Below are 19,669 nucleotides of genomic sequence, written 5' to 3' on the forward strand. Positions count from 1 at the left end.
TTGACGCGCTCACGGGCACGGAATAGTCTCCATGACTGGCACTCTCGTACTGAGAGTGCCAACAAACAGCGACAAAGGTCGGTCTGGCACCCGCGACGGCAGGCCGGTCCAGGGTCGCCTCTCTGTCACATGTGCTGGCCGGTCATCCGTGGCCGGCCGAGGACCAATCGAAGGGGAGGTCAGATCGTGACGACCGCCACCAAGGTTGTTCTCAAGCCGCTTGAGGACCGCATCGTCGTCCAGCCGCTTGAGGCCGAGACCACCACCGCGTCGGGCCTGGTGATCCCGGACACCGCGAAGGAAAAGCCCCAGGAGGGCACCGTCATCGCGGTGGGCCCGGGCCGTGTCGACGACAAGGGCGAGCGCGTCCCCGTCGACGTCAAGGTCGGCGAGGTCGTGCTCTACAGCAAGTACGGCGGCACCGAGGTCAAGTACAACAACGAGGAGTACCTCGTCCTCTCGGCCCGCGACGTGCTCGCGGTCATCGAGAAGTAATCACCGAGACGTGATGCACCCGCCCCGGTCGGCGCCGCCTTCGGCGGGGCTGCCGGGGCGGATCGCGTGAAGAGGAGTATCCGCATGGCGAAGATCCTGGAATTCGAGGAGGACGCTCGCCGGGCTCTTGAGCGCGGCGTCAACGCTCTCGCGGACGCCGTCAAGGTGACGATCGGCCCGCGCGGCCGCAACGTCGTCATCGACAAGAAGTTCGGCGCGCCGACGATCACCAACGACGGCGTCACCATCGCCCGCGAGGTGGAGCTGGAGGACCCCTACGAGAACCTCGGGGCCCAGCTCGCCAAGGAAGTGGCGACCAAGACCAACGACATCGCGGGCGACGGCACCACCACGGCGACCGTCCTCGCGCAGGCGCTGGTCCGGGAGGGCACCCGCAACGTGGCGGCCGGCGCGTCCCCGCTCGCGCTCAAGCGCGGCATCGACGCCGCCGCCCAGTTCGTGTCCGACCAGCTGCTGAAGTCGGCCCGGGAGATCGTGGAGAAGGACGAGATCGCGCACGTCGCGACCATCTCCGCGCAGGACCCGCAGATCGGCGAGCTGATCGCCGAGGCGTTCGAGAAGGTCGGCAAGGACGGTGTCATCACCGTCGAGGAGGCCCACACGATGGGCCTTGAGCTGGAGTTCACCGAGGGCCTCCAGTTCGACAAGGGCTACCTGTCGCCGCACATGGTGACCGACCACGAGCGCATGGAGGCCGTCCTGGAGGACGCCTACGTGCTCATCGTGGACGGCAAGATCTCCAACGTGCAGGAGTTCCTGCCGCTGGCCGAGAAGGTCGCGCAGACCAAGAAGCCGCTGCTCGTGGTGGCCGAGGACGTCGAGGGCGAGGCCCTGGCGCTGCTCGTCGCCAACAAGATCCGCGGCACGTTCCTGTCGGTCGCGGTGAAGGCGCCCGGCTTCGGCGACCGCCGCAAGGCGATGCTCGGCGACATGGCCACCCTCACCGGCGGCCAGGTCGTCAGCGAGGCCATCGGCCTCAAGCTCGACTCCATCGGGCTGGAGGACCTCGGCCGCGCCCGCCGCATCACCGTCACCAAGGACGCCACCACCGTCGTCGACGGTGAGGGCTCCGCGGACGACATCAACGCGCGGGTCAACCAGATCAAGGTCGAGATCGAGAACTCCGACTCCGACTGGGACCGCGAGAAGCTGCAGGAGCGCCTGGCCAAGCTGGCCGGCGGGGTCTGCGTGCTGCGCGTCGGCGCCGCCACCGAGGTGGAGCTGAAGGAGAAGAAGCACCGCCTGGAGGACGCCATCTCGGCGACCCGCGCGGCGATCGAGGAGGGCATCGTGTCCGGCGGCGGCAGCGCGCTGGTGCACGTCGCCAAGGAGGGCTTCGACGCGCTCGGGCTGTCCGGCGACGAGGCCACCGGTGCCGAGGCCGTCCGCCGCGCGCTGAACGAGCCGCTGCGGTGGATCTCCGAGAACGCCGGCCAGGAGGGCTACGTCGTCGTCTCCAAGGTGCAGGCGCTGCAGGCCGGGCACGGCTACAACGCCGCGACGGACGAGTACGGCGACCTGATCGCCCAGGGCGTCATCGACCCGGTGAAGGTCACGCGTTCGGCGGTCACCAACGCCGCGTCGATCGCGGGCATGCTGCTCACCACCGAGGTGCTCGTCGTCGACAAGCCGGAGGAAGAGGAGCCGGCCGCCGGCGGTCACGGCCACGGTCACGGGCACGGCCACTGAGCCGTCCGGAACCGCATGGCAGGCCCCCGTCCGTCCGGGCGGGGGTCTCGCCTTTCGCCGACTGAGGACCTGTCCGGAGCTGGAGGAGCCGGTCAAGATTTCGTGACACCGGGCGGTGGAGCGAACGCGCGGCGTAGTATCCCCAGGTTCGTTCCAGCACTGTGACCATTCCGTTGCCATGGACGGGGCAGACACGCCCGGCGGTGCTGGGCATCATGCTTGACGTGACCGAGGGATGCTACGCCGGGACCATGACCGCGCGCGCTGCCGAACCCTCGGGAGGGCCTGCCCCTCCACCGCCCCGCGACACCGGCCGCGGGACCCGGGTTCCGCGCGCCGCGGTCGCGGGCGACGGCGATCTCAGGGAGCTGACGAACCTCGCCGTGCAGGGCGATCCAGGCGCCATCGAGGTCCTCATCGCCGAGGTGCGTCCCATGATCGTCCGGTACTGCCGGGCCCGGCTCGGCCGCGTCTCCGGGCAGTACCACATCGCCGACGACGTGGCACAGGAGGTCTGCATCGCCGTCCTGTCGGCCCTGCCCCGCTACCGGGACATGGGCCGCCCCTTCGCCTCCTTCGTCTTCGGCATCGCCGCGCACAAGATCGCCGACGCGCTGCGCAGCGCGGTCCGCGCCGCGGTGCCCACCGAGGACCTGCCGGACGGTCCCGACGACCGTCCCGGGCCCGAGGAGACCGTGGTCCGCTACATCGAGGCGCAGCGCGCCCGCGACCTGCTCACCCGGCTGCCCGAGCACCAGCGCGAGCTGGTGCTGCTGCGGGTCGTCGCGGGCCTGTCGGCCGAGGAGACCGGCAACGTGCTGGGCATGTCCGCGGGCGCGGTGCGGGTCGCGCAGCACCGGGCCCTGGCCCGGCTCCGGGCGATGGCCAGAGAGGAGTCGATCGCTTGACGGAGCGAGGCCCCCTCACCGGCATCGGGGGCGCCCCGAATCCGGCCGAGCCCTCGCACTCCGGTGATGCCCCGGCCCCGGCGGCCCGGCCGCCGGCCGCGGACCTGGCCGCGGACCTGGCCGCGGTCCGCCGTACCGACGCGCTCATCGAGTCGCTGGCGGCGCGGCGCGGCCCCGGCCCGGCGCGTCCGGCCGACGAGTCCGACCCGGCGGTGCGGCTGCTGAGCGCGCTGGTCGCGGACGTGGACGAGCAGATCGCCGACCCGGCCCCGCCGGCCCCGCCCGGCCCCGGCCCGCGGCGCCGCGGGCCCCGCACCATCGTCGCGCTGGGCGTGGCGGGCGCCGTCCTCGCCAGCACCGGCGTCGCGGCGGCGGGCGGCGGCGTCGCCGACCGCTCCGCCGCCGCCCCGGCCCCCAGCTCGTCCGGGATGCCCGGTCGGAACGGCGAGCCCGCGGCCGCCGACGTCGACGCCGCGACGCACGAGCGTCCGCGGCCGCCCGCCCGCCCGGTGCCCGGCACGGCGTCCCAGCCGCGCCGCGACCTCGAGCGCGCGGACATCGAACGCCTCAAGCGGCGCCTGGAGCAGCTGTTCCCGCCCCGGCACGAGCACGGCCGCCCGGACCTCCCCGCCGCGATCACGCGCTCGGCCCCGTCCGGCCGCCCGGACGCCGGCCCGCCCGACGACGACCTGGGCCGCCGCCTGGACGACCTGCGCCGCGAAGCCGAGGAACAAGCGAACAACTACAAAACCCCACGCTGGGACGGCTGACGGCCCTCCGGGAACCGGCGGGCCCTCCGGAACCGGCGGGTGCGGCGGCTAGGTCTCGTCGTGGCCCTCTTCGCTGTCGATCACGCCGTCGACGTAGCCGCGCGCGTACTCCCAGCTCACGTAGTCGACGGGGTCGGGGGAGAGGGCGGGTTCGTGGACGCGGGGCAGGCCGGCGTCCAGCAGGTGGCGCAGGTTGCCGTGCAGCAGCTCCCAGTCGATGTAGTGCAGCTTGCCGCAGTCGCCGCAGTCGACGGTGAGCCCGCGCACGCCGAGCGGCTCCAGCAGCGCCCGGAACACCTCCAGGTCGGCGAGGTCGGCCAGCACGTCCTCCCGCTCCGTCACGGTGAGCGGAGCGGCCTCGTCGCCGGGGTCGCCGAGCGCCGCCGCCGGATCCTCCGGATCTCCGGCGAACGGGTCGAGCGGAGCGTCGTCGTGCACACTCCCACGCTACTGCCGGACGGCCCGAAAGGTGCACCCCCCGCTCTCCTCTGTGCGCGAACAGACACGCTGCGTGGAGGAGTGACGGGAATGTTCGGCGCCGTCCGGCTTGTTGAGTGGTGTCATCAAGACCACGTGCCCGTCGTGCGCAAGAGCCCGTCCCGGCGCGGGCTCACGGCCTACCATGGGAACAGGGTCCCGCGTGACCTGGCCCGATGCCGCCACCACCACGGGAAGGACGTCATGAACCCCGCCGCCGAGCCCGACAAGTTCCTCCCGCAGGGCCTGACCTTCGACGACGTGCTGCTGCTCCCCGGGTACTCCGACATGCAGCCCGGCGAGGCCGACACCACGACGCGGCTCACCCGCGCGATCTCGCTGCGGATCCCGCTCCTGTCCGCGGCGATGGACACGGTGACCGAGGCGCGCACGGCGATCGCGATGGCGCGGCAGGGCGGCATCGGCGTCCTGCACCGCAACATGTCGATCGAGGACCAGGCCGAGGAAGCCGACCGGGTCAAGCGGTCCGAGTCCGGGATGATCACCAACCCGGTCACCTGCCTGCCGGACGCGACGCTCGCCGACGTCGAGGAGCTGTGCGCGCGCTACCGGATCTCCGGCGTGCCGGTCACCGACGTGCGGGGCGTCCTGGTCGGCATCGTGACGAACCGCGACATGCGCTTCGAGTCCGACCTGTCCCGTTCGGTCCGCGAGGTCATGACCCCGATGCCGCTGGTGACGGCGCCGGTGGGCGTGTCGCGGGACGAGGCGTTCCGGCTGCTGGCGGGCAACAAGGTCGAGAAGCTCCCGCTGGTGGACGCCGACGGCCGGCTCAAGGGCCTCATCACCACCAAGGACTTCACCAAGAGCGAGCAGTATCCGGACGCCACCAAGGACTCCGACGGCCGGCTGCTCGTCGCCGCCGCCGTGGGCGTCGGCGAGGACGCGATCCGCCGCGCCCGCGCGCTGATCGAGGCCGGCACCGACGTGATCATCGTGGACACGGCGCACGGCCACTCCAAGGGCGTCGCCGACACGATCGCCGTGATCAAGGGCAACTCCGGGGTCGAGGTCATCGGCGGCAACGTGGCCACCTACGCCGGCGCGAAGATCCTGGTGGACGCGGGCGCCGACGCGATCAAGGTCGGGGTCGGCCCCGGCTCGATCTGCACCACCCGCATCGTCGCCGGCGTCGGCGTCCCGCAGATCACCGCGATCTTCGAGGCGGCCCGCGCGGCGAAGGAGGCCGGCGTCCCGGTGATCGGGGACGGCGGCCTGCAGTACTCCGGCGACATCGCCAAGGCCCTGGTCGCGGGCGCCGAGACGGTCATGCTCGGCAGCCTGCTCGCCGGCGTCGAGGAGTCCCCGGGCGAGCTGATCTTCGTCCATGGCAAGCAGTACAAGTCGTACCGCGGCATGGGCTCGCTCGGCGCGATGCGCAACCGCGAGCGCGGCGCGTCCTATTCCAAGGACCGCTACGCGCAGGCCGACGTCAGCGCCGAGGAGAAGCTGATCCCCGAGGGCGTCGAGGGCCAGGTGCCCTACCGCGGCCCGCTCGCCAACGTCGCGCACCAGCTGGTCGGCGGCCTGCACCAGTCCATGTGGTACGCGGGGACCCGCACGATCCCCGAACTCCAGGAGCGCGGCCAGCTCATGCGGATCAGCGCCGCCGGCCTCCGCGAAAGCCACCCCCACGACATCCAGATGACCGTAGAAGCCCCGAATTACCAAGGCCGATAGAATCCCCAGGGTAGGAACCAGACCTGCAACAACCGAAACGTTGCGATCGCGTGCGAAGCCGGGTTCGAGCTTGCGAGAACCTGATCGCGCAGCGGGCCCCTGGGCGAGTCGGAGCGATGCAGCGATCGCCGCATTGCCCGCCGACGAAGGTGCTCCAGCGCCTGACGCCGAGGGCGATGAAAGGAACAGAGTGGCTGCTGAGGTGGAGATCGGCCGGGGTAAGAGCGGCCGCCGGGCGTACGCCTTCGACGACATCGGCATCGTGCCGTCCCGCCGGACGCGCGACCCCGAGGAGGTCAGCGTCGCCTGGCAGATCGACGCCTACCGCTTCGAGATGCCGCTGGTCGTCGCGCCGATGGACAGCGTCGTCAGCCCCGCCACCGCGATCGCCGTCGGCCGGCTCGGCGGCCTCGCCGTCCTCGACCTCGAAGGGCTGTGGACGCGGTACGAGAACCCCGAGCCGCTGCTCGCCGAGATCGCCTCGCTGGACGACGTGCGCGCCACCGAGCGGCTCCAGGAGATCTACTCCGAGCCGATCAAGGACGAGCTGATCGGCCGCCGGATCGAAGAGGTCCGGGAGGCGGGCGTCACCGTCGCCGCGCGGCTGTCGCCGCAGCGCACCGCCCAGTTCCACAAGGCCGTCATCGACGCGGGCGTCGACCTGTTCGTGATCCGCGGGACGACCGTGTCCGCCGAGCACGTGTCGGGACGGGCCGAGCCCCTCAACCTCAAGCAGTTCATCTACGACCTCGACGTCCCCGTCATCGTCGGCGGCTGCTCCACCTACACGGCCGCGCTGCACCTGATGCGGACCGGCGCCGCCGGCGTCCTGGTCGGGTTCGGCGGCGGCTCGGGGCACACGACGCGGACCGTCCTCGGCGTCGCCGTCCCCATGGCCACCGCGGTCGCGGACGTGGCGGCCGCCCGCCGCGACTACATGGACGAGTCCGGCGGACGCTACGTCCACGTGATCGCCGACGGCGGCATGGTCAACAGCGGCGACATCGCCAAGGCGTTCGCGTGCGGCTCCGACGCCGTGATGGTCGGCTCCCCGTTCGCCCGCTCCACCGAGGCGCCCGGGCGCGGCTACCACTGGGGCAGCGAGGCGCACCACGGCGACGTCCCGCGCGGAACCCGCCTCGACATCGGGACGATCGGGACGATGGAGCAGATCCTTTACGGCCCGTCCCATGTCGCGGACGGCTCCATGAACCTCATCGGGGCCCTGCGCCGCGCCATGGCGACGTCCGGTTACACGGAGTTGAAGGAGTTCCAGCGGGTACAGGTCGTGGTGGCTCCACGCCGGTCCACCGACTGAGAGCGAACCCACGCTCGTTCAGGGTTTTCGGGAGTGGGCCCGTCCCTACTCTTGGGTAGGTACTGCTGGGAACCGAACGCTGTGGGGGGATATGCGATGACGGCATCACCGGTGACCGGACTTGGAAGTTCCCGGCTGGGCCCGGCCGAGCGGGCGGCGGCGCTCGACCGCATGGCGCGCGAGGAGTTCGACGTCGTCGTCGTCGGCGGCGGCATCGTCGGGGCGGGCGCGGCGCTGGACGCGGCCACCCGGGGGCTGTCGGTCGCGGTGGTCGAGGCGCGCGACTTCGCGTCCGGGACGTCGTCGCGCTCGTCGAAGCTGATCCACGGCGGGCTGCGCTACCTGGAGCAGTACAACTTCGACCTCGTCCGGGAGGCGCTGACCGAGCGCAGCCTGCTGCTGCAGCAGATCGCGCCGCACCTGGTGAAGCCCGTCCCGTTCCTGCTGCCGACGACCCACCACGTGTGGGAGCGGGCGTACCTGGGGGCGGGCGTCGCGCTGTACGACGCGCTCGCGTTCCAGATGGGCAGCACCCGCGGCGTCCCGCACCACCGGCACCTGACCCGGCGCGGCGCGCTGCGGCTCGCGCCGTCCCTGCGCAAGGACTCCTTCACCGGCGCGATCCAGTACTGGGACGCGCAGGTCGACGACGCCCGCTACGTGATGACGGTGCTGCGGACGGCCGCGGAGTACGGCGCCCAGATCGCGTCCCGCACCCAGTGCCTCGGTTTCCTGCGCGAGGGGGAACGCGTCACGGGCCTGCGCATCCGCGACCTCGAAGGGAACACGACGAGCGAGGTCCGCGCGAAGCAGGTCGTGAACGCCACCGGCGTCTGGACGGACGACATCCAGGAACTCGTCGGCGGGCGCGGCCAGATCCATGTGAAGTCCTCGAAGGGCATTCACCTGGTCGTCCCCAAGGACCGCATCCACTCCTCGACGGGGATCATCCTCCGCACGGAGAAGTCCGTCCTGTTCGTGATTCCGTGGGGACGCCACTGGATCATCGGCACCACCGACACGGCCTGGGACCTCGACAGGGCGCATCCGGCCGCCTCCAAGGCCGACATCGACTACGTGCTGGACCACGTCAACTCCGTCCTCAACACCCCCCTCACCCACGACGACGTCGAGGGCGTCTACGCGGGCCTGCGCCCCTTGCTCACCGGCGAGACCGAGGAGACTTCCAAGCTCTCCCGTGAGCACGTCGTCGCGCACCCCGTCCCGGGCCTGGTCCTGGTGGCCGGCGGCAAGTACACGACGTACCGCGTCATGGCCAAGGACGCCATCGACGCCGTCGTCCACGGCCTGGACGGCAAGGTCGCCGAGTCCTGCACGGACCGCATCCCGCTCGTCGGCGGCGACGGCTTCCAGGCGATGTGGAACGCCCGCCACCGCCTGGCGTCCCGCTCCGGCGTGCACGTCGCTCGCATCGAGCACCTCCTGCGCCGCTACGGCACCCTCGTGGACGATCTGCTCGAACTGATCTCCGACAAGCCCGACCTGGCCAAGCCGCTGACGGGCGCCGAGGACTACCTCCGCGCCGAGGTCGTCTACGCCGCCACCCACGAGGGCGCCCGGCACCTCAACGACGTCCTCGCCCGCCGCACCCGCGTCTCCATCGAGACCTGGGACCGCGGCGTCGGCGTCGCCCAGGAGGCCGCCGACCTCCTGGCCCCCGTCCTCGGCTGGTCCAAGAAGCAGCGCGACCGCGAGATCGAGTACTACCGCAAGCGCGTGGAGGCCGAACGCGCCTCCCAGACGCAGGACGACGACCAGGAGGCCGACGCCCACCGCAAGGGCGCCCCCGAGATAGTCCCCATCGCGACCCCCTGACCCGGCCGAACCGGCCGAACCGGCCGTGAACGTCGTGGGGCCGCGATGCGGGCGCGGTCAGGCGGGGGCGTCCGGGCAGGGGGCCTGCACGAGGGACTTGCCGGTCCTGTAGAGATCGGCGGGGACTCGGTCCGGGTCCAGGAGGTGCTGGAAGGCCAGGCCGAAGTCCAGCGCGAGAGTGAGGGTGGCGCGGTCGGCGGGAGCGATGCCGTCCGCGGGTTCGAGTTCGCTGGCCAGCTGGGCGCGGCGCTCGGCGTACCAGTCGGCGATCCGCCAGCCGGCGGCGTAGTCGCGCATGCCGTAGAGCCAGAACTCGACGAGGAGCAGCGTGATGCGGCGGGGCCCGTCGTCGGCGTCGTGGCGGGACGGGCGGCCGCTGAGGCCGGCGCCGTCTCCGGCGGCGCGCAGCTCGTCGCAGACGTCGGGGCGGGTGCGGTCGCTGGTGATGCGTTCCATCAGCGCGAGCAGCAGGTCGGTCTTGCCCGCGAAGTTGGAGTAGACGGCGCCTTTGGTGAGCCCGGCCGCCGCCGCGATGTCGTCGAGCGAGGCGCCGTGGATGCCGTGCTCGGCCCAGAGGCGCTCGGCGGCGCTGAGCAGAGCGACGCGAGTCTGCTCCCGCCGGTCCCGCCGCGGCCCGGGGCCGCTGCCTCCGGGCGGCCGCAGGGCCCCGCCCCCCGCGATGGCATCCTCAGACCGCCTGTCGCCGTAGGCGTCCCTCATACGCTGTCCCCTCCCTGGCCGAGACACGTGCTCCTCGTGCGTCGCGTGTCCGGCTCCCCATGTGCCGTGGCCGTACCTTCCCGCGCGGGCGCCGGCCGCCCGTGCGCGGCTCCGTTCGCGGGCGTGCGTCCGTTCCTCCCCTTGTGCGGCGGCGGCTCGCCGTGGCCGGACGCGTGGCAGCGGCCGGTCCGGGCGGCGGGTCGCGCGCCGAGATTCTCCCGTCCTCTTCGGAATACACCGGTCGGACATGGTCAGTCTGGGAGTTGCGCAATTCCGGCCGTCTTGGAACGCTCCGTTCGCCGCCGGTTGTCAGCTGGTGACGGACACTACGGGATCAGGTGGGGCATATCACTGCACGTAGTGCGTTACTTGCAGGTAGCCAAAAATGGCCAGGGGGTCATACTCTGCCTGCATGGCATCCCCGACGGTCCCTGCCAAAGACGCGCAGCTCTCCCAGACCCTGGTCGACCGGCTGGTCTCCCACGTGGTCTCGGACGGCTCAGAGAGCGCGACGATCCCCAGCCCGTTCACCGGTGAGCCGCTCGCTACCGTTCCGGTCTCCAGTGCCGACGACGTCCGCAAGGCCCACGAGCGCGCCCGGGAGGCGCAGCGGGCCTGGGCGGCGCTGCCCGCAGGGGAGCGGGTCAAGCCGTTCCTGCGGCTGGCGGACGCGCTGGTCGACCGGCGCGAGGAGATCCTCGACGTCATCCAGCTGGAGACCGGCAAGGCGCGCCGCCACGCGATGGAGGAGTTCCTCGACGTGGCGCTGTGCTCGCTGTACTACGCCCGGCGGGCCCCCAAGCTGCTGAAGCCGAAGCGGCGGCAGGGCATGATGCCGGGGCTGACGCGCGTGCAGGAACTGCGGCACCCGAAGGGCGTCGTGGCGCTGATCTCCCCGTGGAACTACCCGTTCGCGCTGGGAGCGAGCGACATCGCGCCGGCGATCATGGCGGGGAACGCGGTGATCCACAAGCCGGACACCCAGACATGCCTGTCCAGCCTGTGGGTCTTGGACCTGCTGGTCTCCCTCGGGCTGCCGAAGGACCTGTGGCAGATCGTCGTGGGCGAGCCGTCCGAGATCGGCGACCCGCTGCTGGAGAGCGCCGACTACGTCTCGTTCACCGGTTCGACGCGCGGCGGCAAGGCCATCGCCGAGAAGGTCGCGTCCCGCCTCGTCGGCTACTCGCTGGAGCTCGGCGGCAAGAACCCGATGATCGTCATGGCGGACGCCGACGTCGAGCGGACCGCGCGCGGCGCCATCCGCGCGTGCTTCACCAACGCCGGCCAGCTGTGCATCTCGATCGAGCGGATGTACGTCCACGAGGACATCTACGACCGGTTCGTCCCCCGGTTCGTCGAGCTGGTCAAGGACATGAAGCTCGGCGCCGGCCTCGACTTCGACGCCGAGATGGGCTCGATGACCTACGAGCGTCAGCTGGACGCGGTGAGCCGGCACGTCGACCAGGCCGTGGAGAAGGGCGCGACCGTCCTCGCCGGCGGCAAGGCGCGTCCCGACGTCGGCCCGCTGTTCTACGAACCGACGATCCTCGCGGACGTCGACGGCGACATGGACCTGTGCGCGAACGAGACGTTCGGGCCCGTCGTCGCGGTCTACAAGTACCGGGACGAGGACGAGGTCGTCGCCCGCGCCAACGACACCCCCTACGGCCTGAACGCTTCGGTGTGGACGAAGAACGCGGCGCGGGGCCGCCGTCTCGCCGCCCGCATCCAGGCGGGAACCGTCAACGTGAACGACGGCTACGGCGCCGCGTTCGCGTCGTACGACTCCCCGATGGGCGGGATGAAGCAGTCCGGTATGGGACGCCGCCACGGGACCGAGGGCCTGCTGAAGTTCACCGAGGTGCAGACCGTCGCGAGCCAGCACCTCATGGACCTCGAACCCCCCGGCGCCATCGCGTACGACAAGTTCGCGGACTACATGGCGTCCGGCATCAAGCTCATGAAGAAGCTGCGCATCAAGTAGGGATCGCCCGTGAAGCATGACTTCGACGTGCTCGTCGTCGGATCGGGGTTCGGCGGCAGCGTGTCGGCGCTGCGGCTGACCGAGAAGGGCTACCGGGTCGGCGTGATCGAGGCGGGCCGCCGCTTCGACACGAACCCGTCCGGCGCGCCGGGGGCCCGGTATCCGGAGCTGCCGAAAACGAACTGGCGGATAGCGCGGTACCTCTGGGCCCCGGCGCTCGGCCTGACCGGCATGCAGCGGATGCACCTCGTCCGGGGTGCGAAGTCGAGCCGCGTGATGGTGCTCGCGGGCGCCGGTGTGGGCGGCGGGTCGCTGAACTACGCCAACACCCTGTACGTCCCGCCGGAGCCGTTCTTCAAGGACCGGCAGTGGGCGCACATCACCGACTGGCAGCAGGAGCTGGCGCCCTACTACGAGCAGGCGAAGCGGATGCTCGGCGTCGTCCAGAACCCGACGACGACCGAGGCCGACAAGGTCATGAAGAGGGTCGCCGACCGGATGGGCAAGGGCGACACCTTCGTCAAGACCCCGGTCGGCGTCTACTTCGGGCCCGGCGCCGGGATCGAGAGCGCCGACCCGTTCTTCGGCGGGGCCGGCCCGCGCCGCCGCGGCTGCCTCGAATGCGGCGAGTGCATGGTGGGCTGCCGCCACGGCGCGAAGAACATGCTCACGGAGAACTACCTGTACCTCGCCGAGAAGGCCGGCGCCCGGGTGATGCCGCTCAGCCGCGTGACCTCGGTCAAGCCGCTGCCCGGCGGCGGCTACGAGGTCGAGATCGTGCGGACCGGCTCGTTCGGGCGCAACCGCAAGACGTTCACCACCGGCCAGGTCGTCTTCGCCGCCGGCACGTACGGGACGCAGAAGCTGCTGCACAAGCTCAAGTCGACCGGCGCCCTCCCGGGCCTGTCGGACCGTCTCGGCGCCCTGACCCGCACGAACTCCGAGGCGATCCTCGGTGGCGGCCGCGGCAACGGCAAGCCCGGCCCGGACTTCTCCGCGGGCGTCGCGATCACCTCGTCGTTCCATCCGACGCCCGACACGCACGTCGAGCCCGTCCGCTACGGCCGCGGCTCCAACCTTCTCGCCGGCCTGCAGACCCTCCTCGTCGACGGCGACCGCCCCGGCGAGAAGCACCGGCCCCGCCTCCGCAAGTTCGCGCGCGAGGTGGTGCGCAGGCCCCGCGACCTCATCCAGCTCTTCGACGTCCGCCATTGGTCCGAGCGGACGGTCATCGCCCTGGTCATGCAGACCCGCGACAACTCGATCACGCTGCGCCCGAAGCGGGGCCCGTTCGGCTGGGACGTCCGCGCGTCCGCCGGCCACGGCGAGCCGAACCCGACCTGGATCCCGGAGGGCCACGAGGCCACCCGCCGGATCGCCGAGGAGATCGGCGGCATCGCGGGCGGCACCTGGGGCGACCTGTTCGACATCCCGATGACGGCCCACTTCCTCGGCGGCTGCGCCATCGGCGACTCCGCCGAGACGGGCGTGATCGACGCCTACCACCGCGTCTACGGACATCCCGGCCTCCACATCGTGGACGGCTCGGCCGTCTCCGCCAACCTGGGCGTCAACCCGTCCCTGACCATCACGGCCCAGGCCGAGCGCGCCATGTCGTTCTGGCCGAACCGCTCCGAGGACGACCCGCGCCCGGCCCTGGGCACCGCCTACCGCCGCGTGGCCCCCGTCCGGCCGAAGAACCCGGTCGTCCCGGCGGACGCCCCTGCGGCCCTGAAACTCCCCATCGTCGACATCACCTGATTTCCCGGTGGCCCGGGGCGGTGGGCGCCGCGGCTCTGGTGGACGTGGTGGAGCCCACCGCGGCGGGGTGGCCGCAGTGGGCTCCGAGGGGGCTGGTCAGGCGCGGTAGGCGGCCCACTGGGACTGCATGCGGGCGTTCTGGCCCGGAGTGAACTCGTACATGCACGAGTCGTAGCTGTAGTCCATGAAGTTGTGGATCGGGTCGGCTCCAGGGGCGGAGCACGTGTTGCGGCCGGTCGGGCAGCCGGAGGCGGGGCTCTGCTCGGCGGGGGTGTCGGAGACGCGGTCGCCTTGGCCGCTGCAGCCGCCCTGGAAGGTGTGGTAGAGGCCCATCCAGTGGCCCACTTCGTGGGTGGCGGTGTCGCCCTCGTTGTAGTTGCCCAGAGCGCCGCCCGGCAGGCTCTGGTAGTGGATGACGACGCCGTCCATCGTGGGCTGGGAGCGGTAGCTGCTCGGGAACGTGGCCCAGCCGAGCAGGCTGCTGCCGAGGTCGGCGGTGTAGATGTTGAGGTCCTGTGCGTTGCCGGTGTGCAGGGAGCTCTTCATCTGGCGCTCGTAGCCCTCCGGGTCGGAGAACCAGGACGCGTTGCTCGTCCGCCTGATCTCCGCGAGGGTGAACGTCACGTTGCTGCCGGCGTAGGCGTTGTTGAGGACGGTGAGCTGCCGCTGCAGCGTCGTGTCGGACACGTTGCCCGCGCTGCCGTAGACGACCTGGAAGTGCACCCTGACGGTGATGGCCGCGGCGGCCCGCATCGTCTTGAGCTTGCCGGCGCGCTTCTGGAAGTCCTTCTCCATCGCGGCGACCTTGGCCGAGCTCGGCTGGTTCCGTTCGGTGACGTGGGCCCCGGCCCGGACGCGGGCCTGCGCGGGCTGGTCGGCGCACTGGGTGGACTGGGTGGACTGGGCGGACTGGGCGGACTGGGCCGCCAGGGTGGCGGGGGCGGAGGGCGCGTACGCCGTGAAGGCGGCGGCCAGGCCGAGGACGGTGGCGATTCCGGCGCGTTTCATGGAACTCCTTGGGGGGCGGCGCGAGCGGGGGAGCGCGCGCTGGGGGAGCGGAGTCATCGCTGGAACAAGAGTGGATGCGAACAAACGTCACGTCTTTGGCAAACCTGGACGAATGGGGACGTGTAACGCTGAAAACGGCGCCCTAGCGTCGGGGCGTAGCGTGTCCCGCATGGACGTGGAGGGGGCGGCGGCGCAGATCTTGGCGGAGTTGCGCGCGCAGGCCGACCCGGCGCGGGCCGAGAGCGAGAAACGCTATCTGAAGAGCGATTTCACGCACATCGGCGTCCCCGTACCGGCGGTGCGCAAGGTCGCCGTGTCGGCGGTCAAGGCCGCGCCTACGCGGAACGAGCTGCTGAGCCTTGCACGGGTTCTCTGGGACGTGTCCGACGAAGGCCGTCCCGTGCATGAAGCCCGCATGGCGGCCATAGAGGTGCTCGTCAAACGGGCCGCGCTGCTGGAGCCTCGCGACATGGGGATGGCGGAACGCCTCGTCCGCGACTCAGCGAGCTGGGTGTACGTCGACAACATCGCGGAGAGGGTCGTCGGCCGGCTGGTCGTCCGGCATCCGGAACTGGCGACGGCCTTGGACGCATGGGTCGCCGACCCCTACATGTGGATACGGCGCACGGCCGTCCTGGCGCTGCTGCCGGGCGTCCGGACGGGAAACCCGGATCTGGAGAGAATCAGCCGGTTCGGAGACGCGCTGATAGGCGAGCGCGAGTTCTTCATCAGGAAGGCCCTGGGGTGGGTCCTCCGAGAGCTCTCCAAGAAGGACCCGGCGTGGGTGGTGCGATGGGTCGAGCCCCGTCTCGGCACCATCTCGGGCGTGACGTTGCGCGAGGCCCTCCGGCGCCTGCCCGAAGACGATGCGGCTCGGCTCCGGAGGGCCTCCTAAGCGCGGTAGGCCTGCCACACCTCGTGTATACGGGCACCCTGGCCGGTGGTGAAGGACGTCATGCACGTGTCGTAGCTGTAGTCCATGTAGTTGTGCACGGGGTCGGACCCAGGGGCGGGGCAAGTGTCCTTGCCGGTCGGGCAGCCGTTGGAGGGGTCGCGCTCAGCAGGGGTGTCGGCGACCCGGTCGCCCTTGCCGCCGCAACCGTCCTGGAACGTGTGGTAGAGCCCCAGCCAGTGCCCCACCTCATGGGTGGCGCTGAAGCCCTTGTTGAAGTGCTCTATGCCGCCGCCCGGCATGCTGCCGTAGTGGATGGTCACGCCGTCCATCGCGGGGTCGGCCTTGTACTTCCATGGGAACGTCGACCAGCCGAGCAGGTCGCCGCCGATGTAGGTGCTGTACAGGTTCAGCGTGCCCTTGCCGCCCTTGTGCAGCATCGGCTTGTAGGTGCCTTCGTAGCGTTCCGGGTCCTGGAACCAGGCCGCGTTGTCGGAACGGCTGATCTCACGCAGTACGAAGGAGACGCCCGTGTTCGCACCACCGTTGCGTCCGCCGTAGGACGCGTTCATGGTGCTGATCTGGCGCTCGACCTCCGCAGTGGACACGTTGCCCGTCGCCCCGTCGTGAATCACATGGAAGTAGACCGGGACGGTGATCTGGGCGGCCTGACGCACGTCGGTGCCGTCCGGCTGGTCGTCCGCGTCGAGACTCAGGCCGAGGCCGTCCAGGATCCGGTCGAGACGCCGCTCCACGATGGCCGCCTGCGCCGGGGTCAGGTCGTTGCGCTCCCGGCCGTGGCCGTTCGTCCGCAGCCGCGCCTCGGGGTGCGCGCAGTCGTCCGCGGGCCCGCGCAAGGCGGCGGGCCCGGACGGAGCGGCGGGGACGAGAGCGGCGATCAGGACGGCGGCGGCGAGCAGCTTCACGGCACTCCTAGGGAGGTCGCTTGCGGACGGGGACCATGCGGGCGCGGTGCTTTCGACTACAGGACGTCACCAAGACGTATCAGAACGAAGTGCCGCAGCGAGTGGGATCAAGGTAAACGAATGCCGACCGTTATCGGCCAATCGCACCATGTGATGGGAGTGTCGGGGGTCGGCGCATCGGCGCAGGCAGCGGGCCCGTAGACTGGAGCCCCCTTCCGGCCGTGCGAAAGGCTTAGCTGGTGGCCGCAGACCAGTCCTTTGACACCGTTCTCGTCGTCGACTTCGGCGCGCAGTACGCGCAGCTGATCGCGCGGCGCGTCCGCGAGTGCCATGTGTTCAGCGAGATCGTCCCGTCCACCATGCCGGCGGCGGAGATGCTCGCGAAGCGGCCGAAGGCGATCATCCTCTCCGGCGGCCCCGCGTCGGTGTACGAGAACGGCGCCCCGATCGCGCCGGAGGGGCTGTTCGACATCGGCGTCCCGACGCTCGGCATCTGCTACGGCCACCAGGTGATGGCGCAGGCCCTGGGCGGCACGGTCGAGAACTCCGACGTCGCCGAGTACGGCGGCGCGACCGTCGCGGTCGCGTCCCCGGGCATGCTGTTCGCGGGCCTGCCGCACGAGCAGGCGGTGTGGATGTCCCACCGAGACTTCGTCAGCGGCGCCCCGTCCGGCTTCACCGTGACGGCCAGCACCGACGTCACGCCGGTCGCCGGCATGGAGGACCTGGAGCGCGGCTTCTTCGGCGTCCAGTTCCACCCGGAGGTTCTGCACACCCAGTACGGCATGGAGATTCTCCGGCGTTTCCTCTACGAAGGCGCCGGATGCCGTCCGAGCTGGACGATGGTGAACATCGCGGACGAGTCGATCGAGGCCGTCCGGAAGCAGGTCGGCGGCAGGCGGGCGATCTGCGGGCTCTCCGGCGGGGTCGACTCCGCCGTCGCCGCCGCGCTCGTCCAGCGGGCCATCGGCGACCAGCTGACCTGCGTGTTCGTCGACCACGGCCTGCTGCGCAAGGGCGAGCCCGAACAGGTCGAGAAGGACTTCGTCGCCGTCACCGGCGTGAACCTGCACGTCGTGGACGCCCAGGACCGCTTCCTCGCCGCCCTCGACGGGGTCACCGACCCCGAGGAGAAGCGCAAGATCATCGGCCGCGAGTTCATCCGCGTGTTCGAGGAGGCGGCTCGAGAGATTGTCCACGGCGGTTCCGGGGGGTCTGGGGGGGCGTCCCCCCAGAAGAGTGCGGAGGACGCGTCCGAGCCGGTCGAATTCCTTGTCCAGGGGACCCTCTACCCGGACGTGGTCGAATCGGGCGGCGGCACCGGCGCGGCCAACATCAAGTCGCACCACAACGTCGGCGGCCTCCCCGACGACCTGCAGTTCAAGCTGATCGAGCCGCTGCGGACGCTGTTCAAGGACGAGGTCCGCGCGCTCGGCGAGCAGCTCGGCCTGCCGTCCGAGATCGTCTGGCGGCAGCCGTTCCCGGGGCCGGGCCTCGGCATCCGCATCATCGGCGCCGTCACGCGCGACCGCCTGGACATCCTCCGCGACGCCGACGCCATCGCCCGGGAGGAGCTGACCCGCGCCGGTCTCGACCGCGACATCTGGCAGTTCCCGGTGGTGCTGCTGGCGGACGTCCGGTCCGTGGGCGTGCAGGGCGACAGCCGGACGTACGGGCACCCGATCGTCCTGCGCCCGGTGACCAGCGAGGACGCGATGACCGCCGACTGGGCGAAGCTCCCGTACGACGTCCTGCAGCGGATCTCGACCCGTATCACCAACGAGGTCCGCGAGATCAACCGCGTCACGGTCGACATCACGTCCAAGCCCCCGGGCACGATCGAGTGGGAGTGACCGGCCGGTAAGACATGAGGGCCCGGGTGCGCGCACCCGGGCCCTCACGTTTCTCCGGTGGTTCAGACGGTCGCGGGGGCCAGGGCGGCCTCGGCGTCCAGGGTCGCGGCGGCCGCGTTGACGACGGCGGCGATCCGCAGCGCCTCCTGGACGAGCTCGCGCGACAGGCCGCCCCCGCGGACGACCTTCTCGTGCGACTCCAGGCACTGCCCGCAGCCGTTGATCGCGGACACGGCGAGGCACCACAGCTCGAAGTCGACCTTGTCGACGCCGGGCCTGCCGATGATCGACATGCGCAGCTTGGCGGGCAGCGTCGCGTACGTCTCGTCCCCGATCAGGTGGGTGGAGCGGTAGTACACGTTGTTCATCGCCATGATCGACGCGGCGCCCTTGGCCGCCTCGAACGCCTCGGCGGACAGGTAGTCGCCCGCGTCCTCGGCCAGTTCCCGGATGACGACGGCGCTGCGCGTGGCGAGGGCGCAGGCGAGGACCGTCCCCCAGAGCTGCTGCTCGGTGAGCTGGGACGTGGAGGTCAGCGACCCCAGGTTGAGCTTGGTGTCCTTGGCGTAGCCCGGGAGGGCGCTCTTCAGCGCGTCAACGCTCATGATCATGCGTCCTTTCATGCGAACGGCCGGCCGCGACGCGCGGCCGGCCGTGAAGGGGTTCGGGATCAGGCGCCGGCCAGCAGCTTGGTGGCGTCGAGGGTGTCCTCGCCCTTGTTCCAGTTGCAGGGGCACAGCTCGTCGCTCTGGAGCGCGTCGAGGACCCGCAGGACCTCCTTGACGTTCCGGCCGACGGAACCGGCGGTCACCATGCTGAACTGGATCTCGTTGTTCGGGTCGACGATGAACGTCGCGCGCTGGGCCACGCCGTCCTCGGTGAGGATGCCGAGGGCCTCGGTCAGCTCGCGCTTGAGGTCCGACAGCATCGGGAACGGGATCTCGTGCAGGTCCGGGTGGTCCTTGCGCCACGCGAAGTGGACGAACTCGTTGTCGACGGACGCGCCGAGCACCTGGGCGTCGCGGTCGGCGAAGTCCTCGTTGAGGCGGCCGAACTCGGCGATCTCGGTCGGACACACGAAGGTGAAGTCCTTGGGCCAGAAGAAGACGACGCGCCACTTGCCCTCGTAGGACTTGTGGTTGATCGTCTCGAACGCGTTCTCGGCGTCCAGCGAGACGCAGGCGGTGAGCTCGTACTCGGGGAACTGGTCACCGACAGTAAGCACGGATGCTCCTTCGTCAAGAGAGGGTCGCCTCCGCTTGAGGAGGCGCAGGAGGGGCCGCGGGGTTCTGCGCCTCGGCGGCCGATGT

The 19,669-nt window shown here is 70.9% G+C and carries 17 protein-coding genes; 11 read left to right on the forward strand and 6 right to left on the reverse strand.

The window, feature by feature from the left end; all coding sequences use genetic code 11:
* Positions 1-186: 186 nt before the first annotated feature.
* From groES to AL2_RS04960, 4 genes are all read left to right on the forward strand, one after another.
* The gene (groES, locus tag AL2_RS04945) at positions 187-495 is read left to right on the forward strand and encodes a co-chaperone GroES (RefSeq protein WP_067629509.1); all 309 of its coding nucleotides are present in this window, start codon (positions 187-189) and stop codon (positions 493-495) included.
* Between the two features lie 84 nt (positions 496-579).
* Positions 580-2,205: a chaperonin GroEL gene (gene groL / locus AL2_RS04950; RefSeq protein ID WP_067629510.1), complete on the forward strand. Its 1,626-nt coding sequence runs from the start codon at positions 580-582 to the stop codon at positions 2,203-2,205.
* A 215-nt stretch (positions 2,206-2,420) separates the two neighbouring features.
* On the forward strand, positions 2,421-3,113 hold the full coding sequence (locus AL2_RS04955) for a sigma-70 family RNA polymerase sigma factor (protein WP_376741341.1): 693 nt from the start codon (positions 2,421-2,423) through the stop codon (positions 3,111-3,113).
* Positions 3,110-3,883 (forward strand): hypothetical protein, encoded by a 774-nt coding sequence (locus AL2_RS04960; RefSeq protein ID WP_067629511.1) that lies wholly within the window; start codon positions 3,110-3,112, stop codon positions 3,881-3,883. Before AL2_RS04955 ends, AL2_RS04960 begins: the two co-directional genes overlap by 4 nt.
* Before the next feature lie 48 nt (positions 3,884-3,931).
* Here AL2_RS04960 and AL2_RS04965 read toward each other — a convergent pair whose 3' ends face one another.
* Positions 3,932-4,321 carry a DUF5319 domain-containing protein gene (locus tag AL2_RS04965; RefSeq protein ID WP_067629513.1) on the reverse strand — a complete coding sequence of 130 codons (390 nt, stop codon included), beginning with the start codon at positions 4,319-4,321 and terminating at the stop codon, positions 3,932-3,934.
* Positions 4,322-4,564: 243 nt separating this feature from the next.
* Here AL2_RS04965 and guaB point away from each other — a divergent pair, with 243 nt between their 5' ends.
* The 3 genes from guaB (at position 4,565) to glpD (ending at position 9,215) form a co-directional block, all read left to right on the forward strand.
* Positions 4,565-6,061, forward strand: coding sequence for an IMP dehydrogenase (guaB, locus tag AL2_RS04970; RefSeq protein WP_067629514.1), 1,497 nt, complete (start codon positions 4,565-4,567; stop codon positions 6,059-6,061).
* Between the two features lie 202 nt (positions 6,062-6,263).
* A complete protein-coding gene (locus tag AL2_RS04975; RefSeq protein ID WP_067629515.1) occupies positions 6,264-7,379 on the forward strand; it encodes a GuaB3 family IMP dehydrogenase-related protein in 1,116 nt (371 codons plus the stop codon).
* Between the two features lie 96 nt (positions 7,380-7,475).
* Entirely contained in the window at positions 7,476-9,215 is a 1,740-nt protein-coding gene (gene glpD, locus AL2_RS04980; RefSeq protein ID WP_067629517.1) for a glycerol-3-phosphate dehydrogenase, read from the forward strand.
* Positions 9,216-9,272: 57 nt separating this feature from the next.
* Here the strand turns inward: glpD and AL2_RS04985 are convergent, their stop codons facing one another.
* Positions 9,273-9,935, reverse strand: a complete 663-nt coding sequence (locus AL2_RS04985) for a TetR/AcrR family transcriptional regulator (protein WP_083945930.1) — start codon at positions 9,933-9,935, stop codon at positions 9,273-9,275.
* A gap of 412 nt (positions 9,936-10,347) precedes the next feature.
* Here AL2_RS04985 and AL2_RS04990 point away from each other — a divergent pair, with 412 nt between their 5' ends.
* Both AL2_RS04990 and AL2_RS04995 read left to right on the forward strand, forming a co-directional pair.
* Positions 10,348-11,919 carry a succinic semialdehyde dehydrogenase gene (locus tag AL2_RS04990; protein ID WP_067629520.1) on the forward strand — a complete coding sequence of 524 codons (1,572 nt, stop codon included), beginning with the start codon at positions 10,348-10,350 and terminating at the stop codon, positions 11,917-11,919.
* 9 nt (positions 11,920-11,928) lie between these two features.
* On the forward strand, positions 11,929-13,680 hold the full coding sequence (locus AL2_RS04995) for an FAD-dependent oxidoreductase (RefSeq protein ID WP_067629525.1): 1,752 nt from the start codon (positions 11,929-11,931) through the stop codon (positions 13,678-13,680).
* Between the two features lie 96 nt (positions 13,681-13,776).
* Here the strand turns inward: AL2_RS04995 and AL2_RS05000 are convergent, their stop codons facing one another.
* Positions 13,777-14,688 (reverse strand): zinc metalloprotease, encoded by a 912-nt coding sequence (locus AL2_RS05000; protein ID WP_067629526.1) that lies wholly within the window; start codon positions 14,686-14,688, stop codon positions 13,777-13,779.
* Positions 14,689-14,857: 169 nt separating this feature from the next.
* Here AL2_RS05000 and AL2_RS05005 point away from each other — a divergent pair, with 169 nt between their 5' ends.
* Positions 14,858-15,583 (forward strand): DNA alkylation repair protein, encoded by a 726-nt coding sequence (locus AL2_RS05005; protein WP_067629539.1) that lies wholly within the window; start codon positions 14,858-14,860, stop codon positions 15,581-15,583.
* Here the strand turns inward: AL2_RS05005 and AL2_RS05010 are convergent.
* The gene (locus tag AL2_RS05010; protein ID WP_067629540.1) at positions 15,580-16,506 is read right to left on the reverse strand and encodes a zinc metalloprotease; all 927 of its coding nucleotides are present in this window, start codon (positions 16,504-16,506) and stop codon (positions 15,580-15,582) included. The two genes, AL2_RS05005 and AL2_RS05010, sit on opposite strands and share 4 nt — an antisense overlap.
* 236 nt (positions 16,507-16,742) lie before the next feature.
* Between AL2_RS05010 and guaA the strand changes: the two genes are divergently transcribed.
* Positions 16,743-18,359: a glutamine-hydrolyzing GMP synthase gene (gene guaA / locus AL2_RS05015; RefSeq protein ID WP_067629541.1), complete on the forward strand. Its 1,617-nt coding sequence runs from the start codon at positions 16,743-16,745 to the stop codon at positions 18,357-18,359.
* Positions 18,360-18,421: 62 nt separating this feature from the next.
* Here guaA and ahpD read toward each other — a convergent pair whose 3' ends face one another.
* Both ahpD and AL2_RS05025 read right to left on the reverse strand, forming a co-directional pair.
* Positions 18,422-18,964 carry an alkylhydroperoxidase, AhpD family gene (gene ahpD / locus AL2_RS05020; RefSeq protein WP_067630371.1) on the reverse strand — a complete coding sequence of 181 codons (543 nt, stop codon included), beginning with the start codon at positions 18,962-18,964 and terminating at the stop codon, positions 18,422-18,424.
* Positions 18,965-19,029: 65 nt separating this feature from the next.
* Entirely contained in the window at positions 19,030-19,584 is a 555-nt protein-coding gene (locus AL2_RS05025) for a peroxiredoxin (protein ID WP_067629542.1), read from the reverse strand.
* Between the last annotated feature and the right edge of the window lie 85 nt (positions 19,585-19,669).

Origin of the sequence: Actinomadura latina NBRC 106108, assembly GCF_001552195.1 — a bacterium.
Lineage (GTDB): Bacteria > Actinomycetota > Actinomycetes > Streptosporangiales > Streptosporangiaceae > Spirillospora > Spirillospora latina.

Excerpts from the sequence above, each read along its gene's own strand:
- guaB (WP_067629514.1), top strand. The coding sequence starts at position 4,565 with ATGAACCCCGCCGCCGAGCCCGACAAGTTCCTCCCGCAGGGCCTGACC.
- AL2_RS04990 (WP_067629520.1), top strand. The coding sequence starts at position 10,348 with ATGGCATCCCCGACGGTCCCTGCCAAAGACGCGCAGCTCTCCCAGACC.
- AL2_RS04985 (WP_083945930.1), bottom strand. The coding sequence starts at position 9,935 with ATGAGGGACGCCTACGGCGACAGGCGGTCTGAGGATGCCATCGCGGGG.
- AL2_RS05005 (WP_067629539.1), top strand. The coding sequence starts at position 14,858 with ATGGACGTGGAGGGGGCGGCGGCGCAGATCTTGGCGGAGTTGCGCGCG.
- ahpD (WP_067630371.1), bottom strand. The coding sequence starts at position 18,964 with ATGAGCGTTGACGCGCTGAAGAGCGCCCTCCCGGGCTACGCCAAGGAC.
- AL2_RS05000 (WP_067629526.1), bottom strand. The coding sequence starts at position 14,688 with ATGAAACGCGCCGGAATCGCCACCGTCCTCGGCCTGGCCGCCGCCTTC.
- groL (WP_067629510.1), top strand. The coding sequence starts at position 580 with ATGGCGAAGATCCTGGAATTCGAGGAGGACGCTCGCCGGGCTCTTGAG.
- AL2_RS04955 (WP_376741341.1), top strand. The coding sequence starts at position 2,421 with ATGCTTGACGTGACCGAGGGATGCTACGCCGGGACCATGACCGCGCGC.
- glpD (WP_067629517.1), top strand. The coding sequence starts at position 7,476 with ATGACGGCATCACCGGTGACCGGACTTGGAAGTTCCCGGCTGGGCCCG.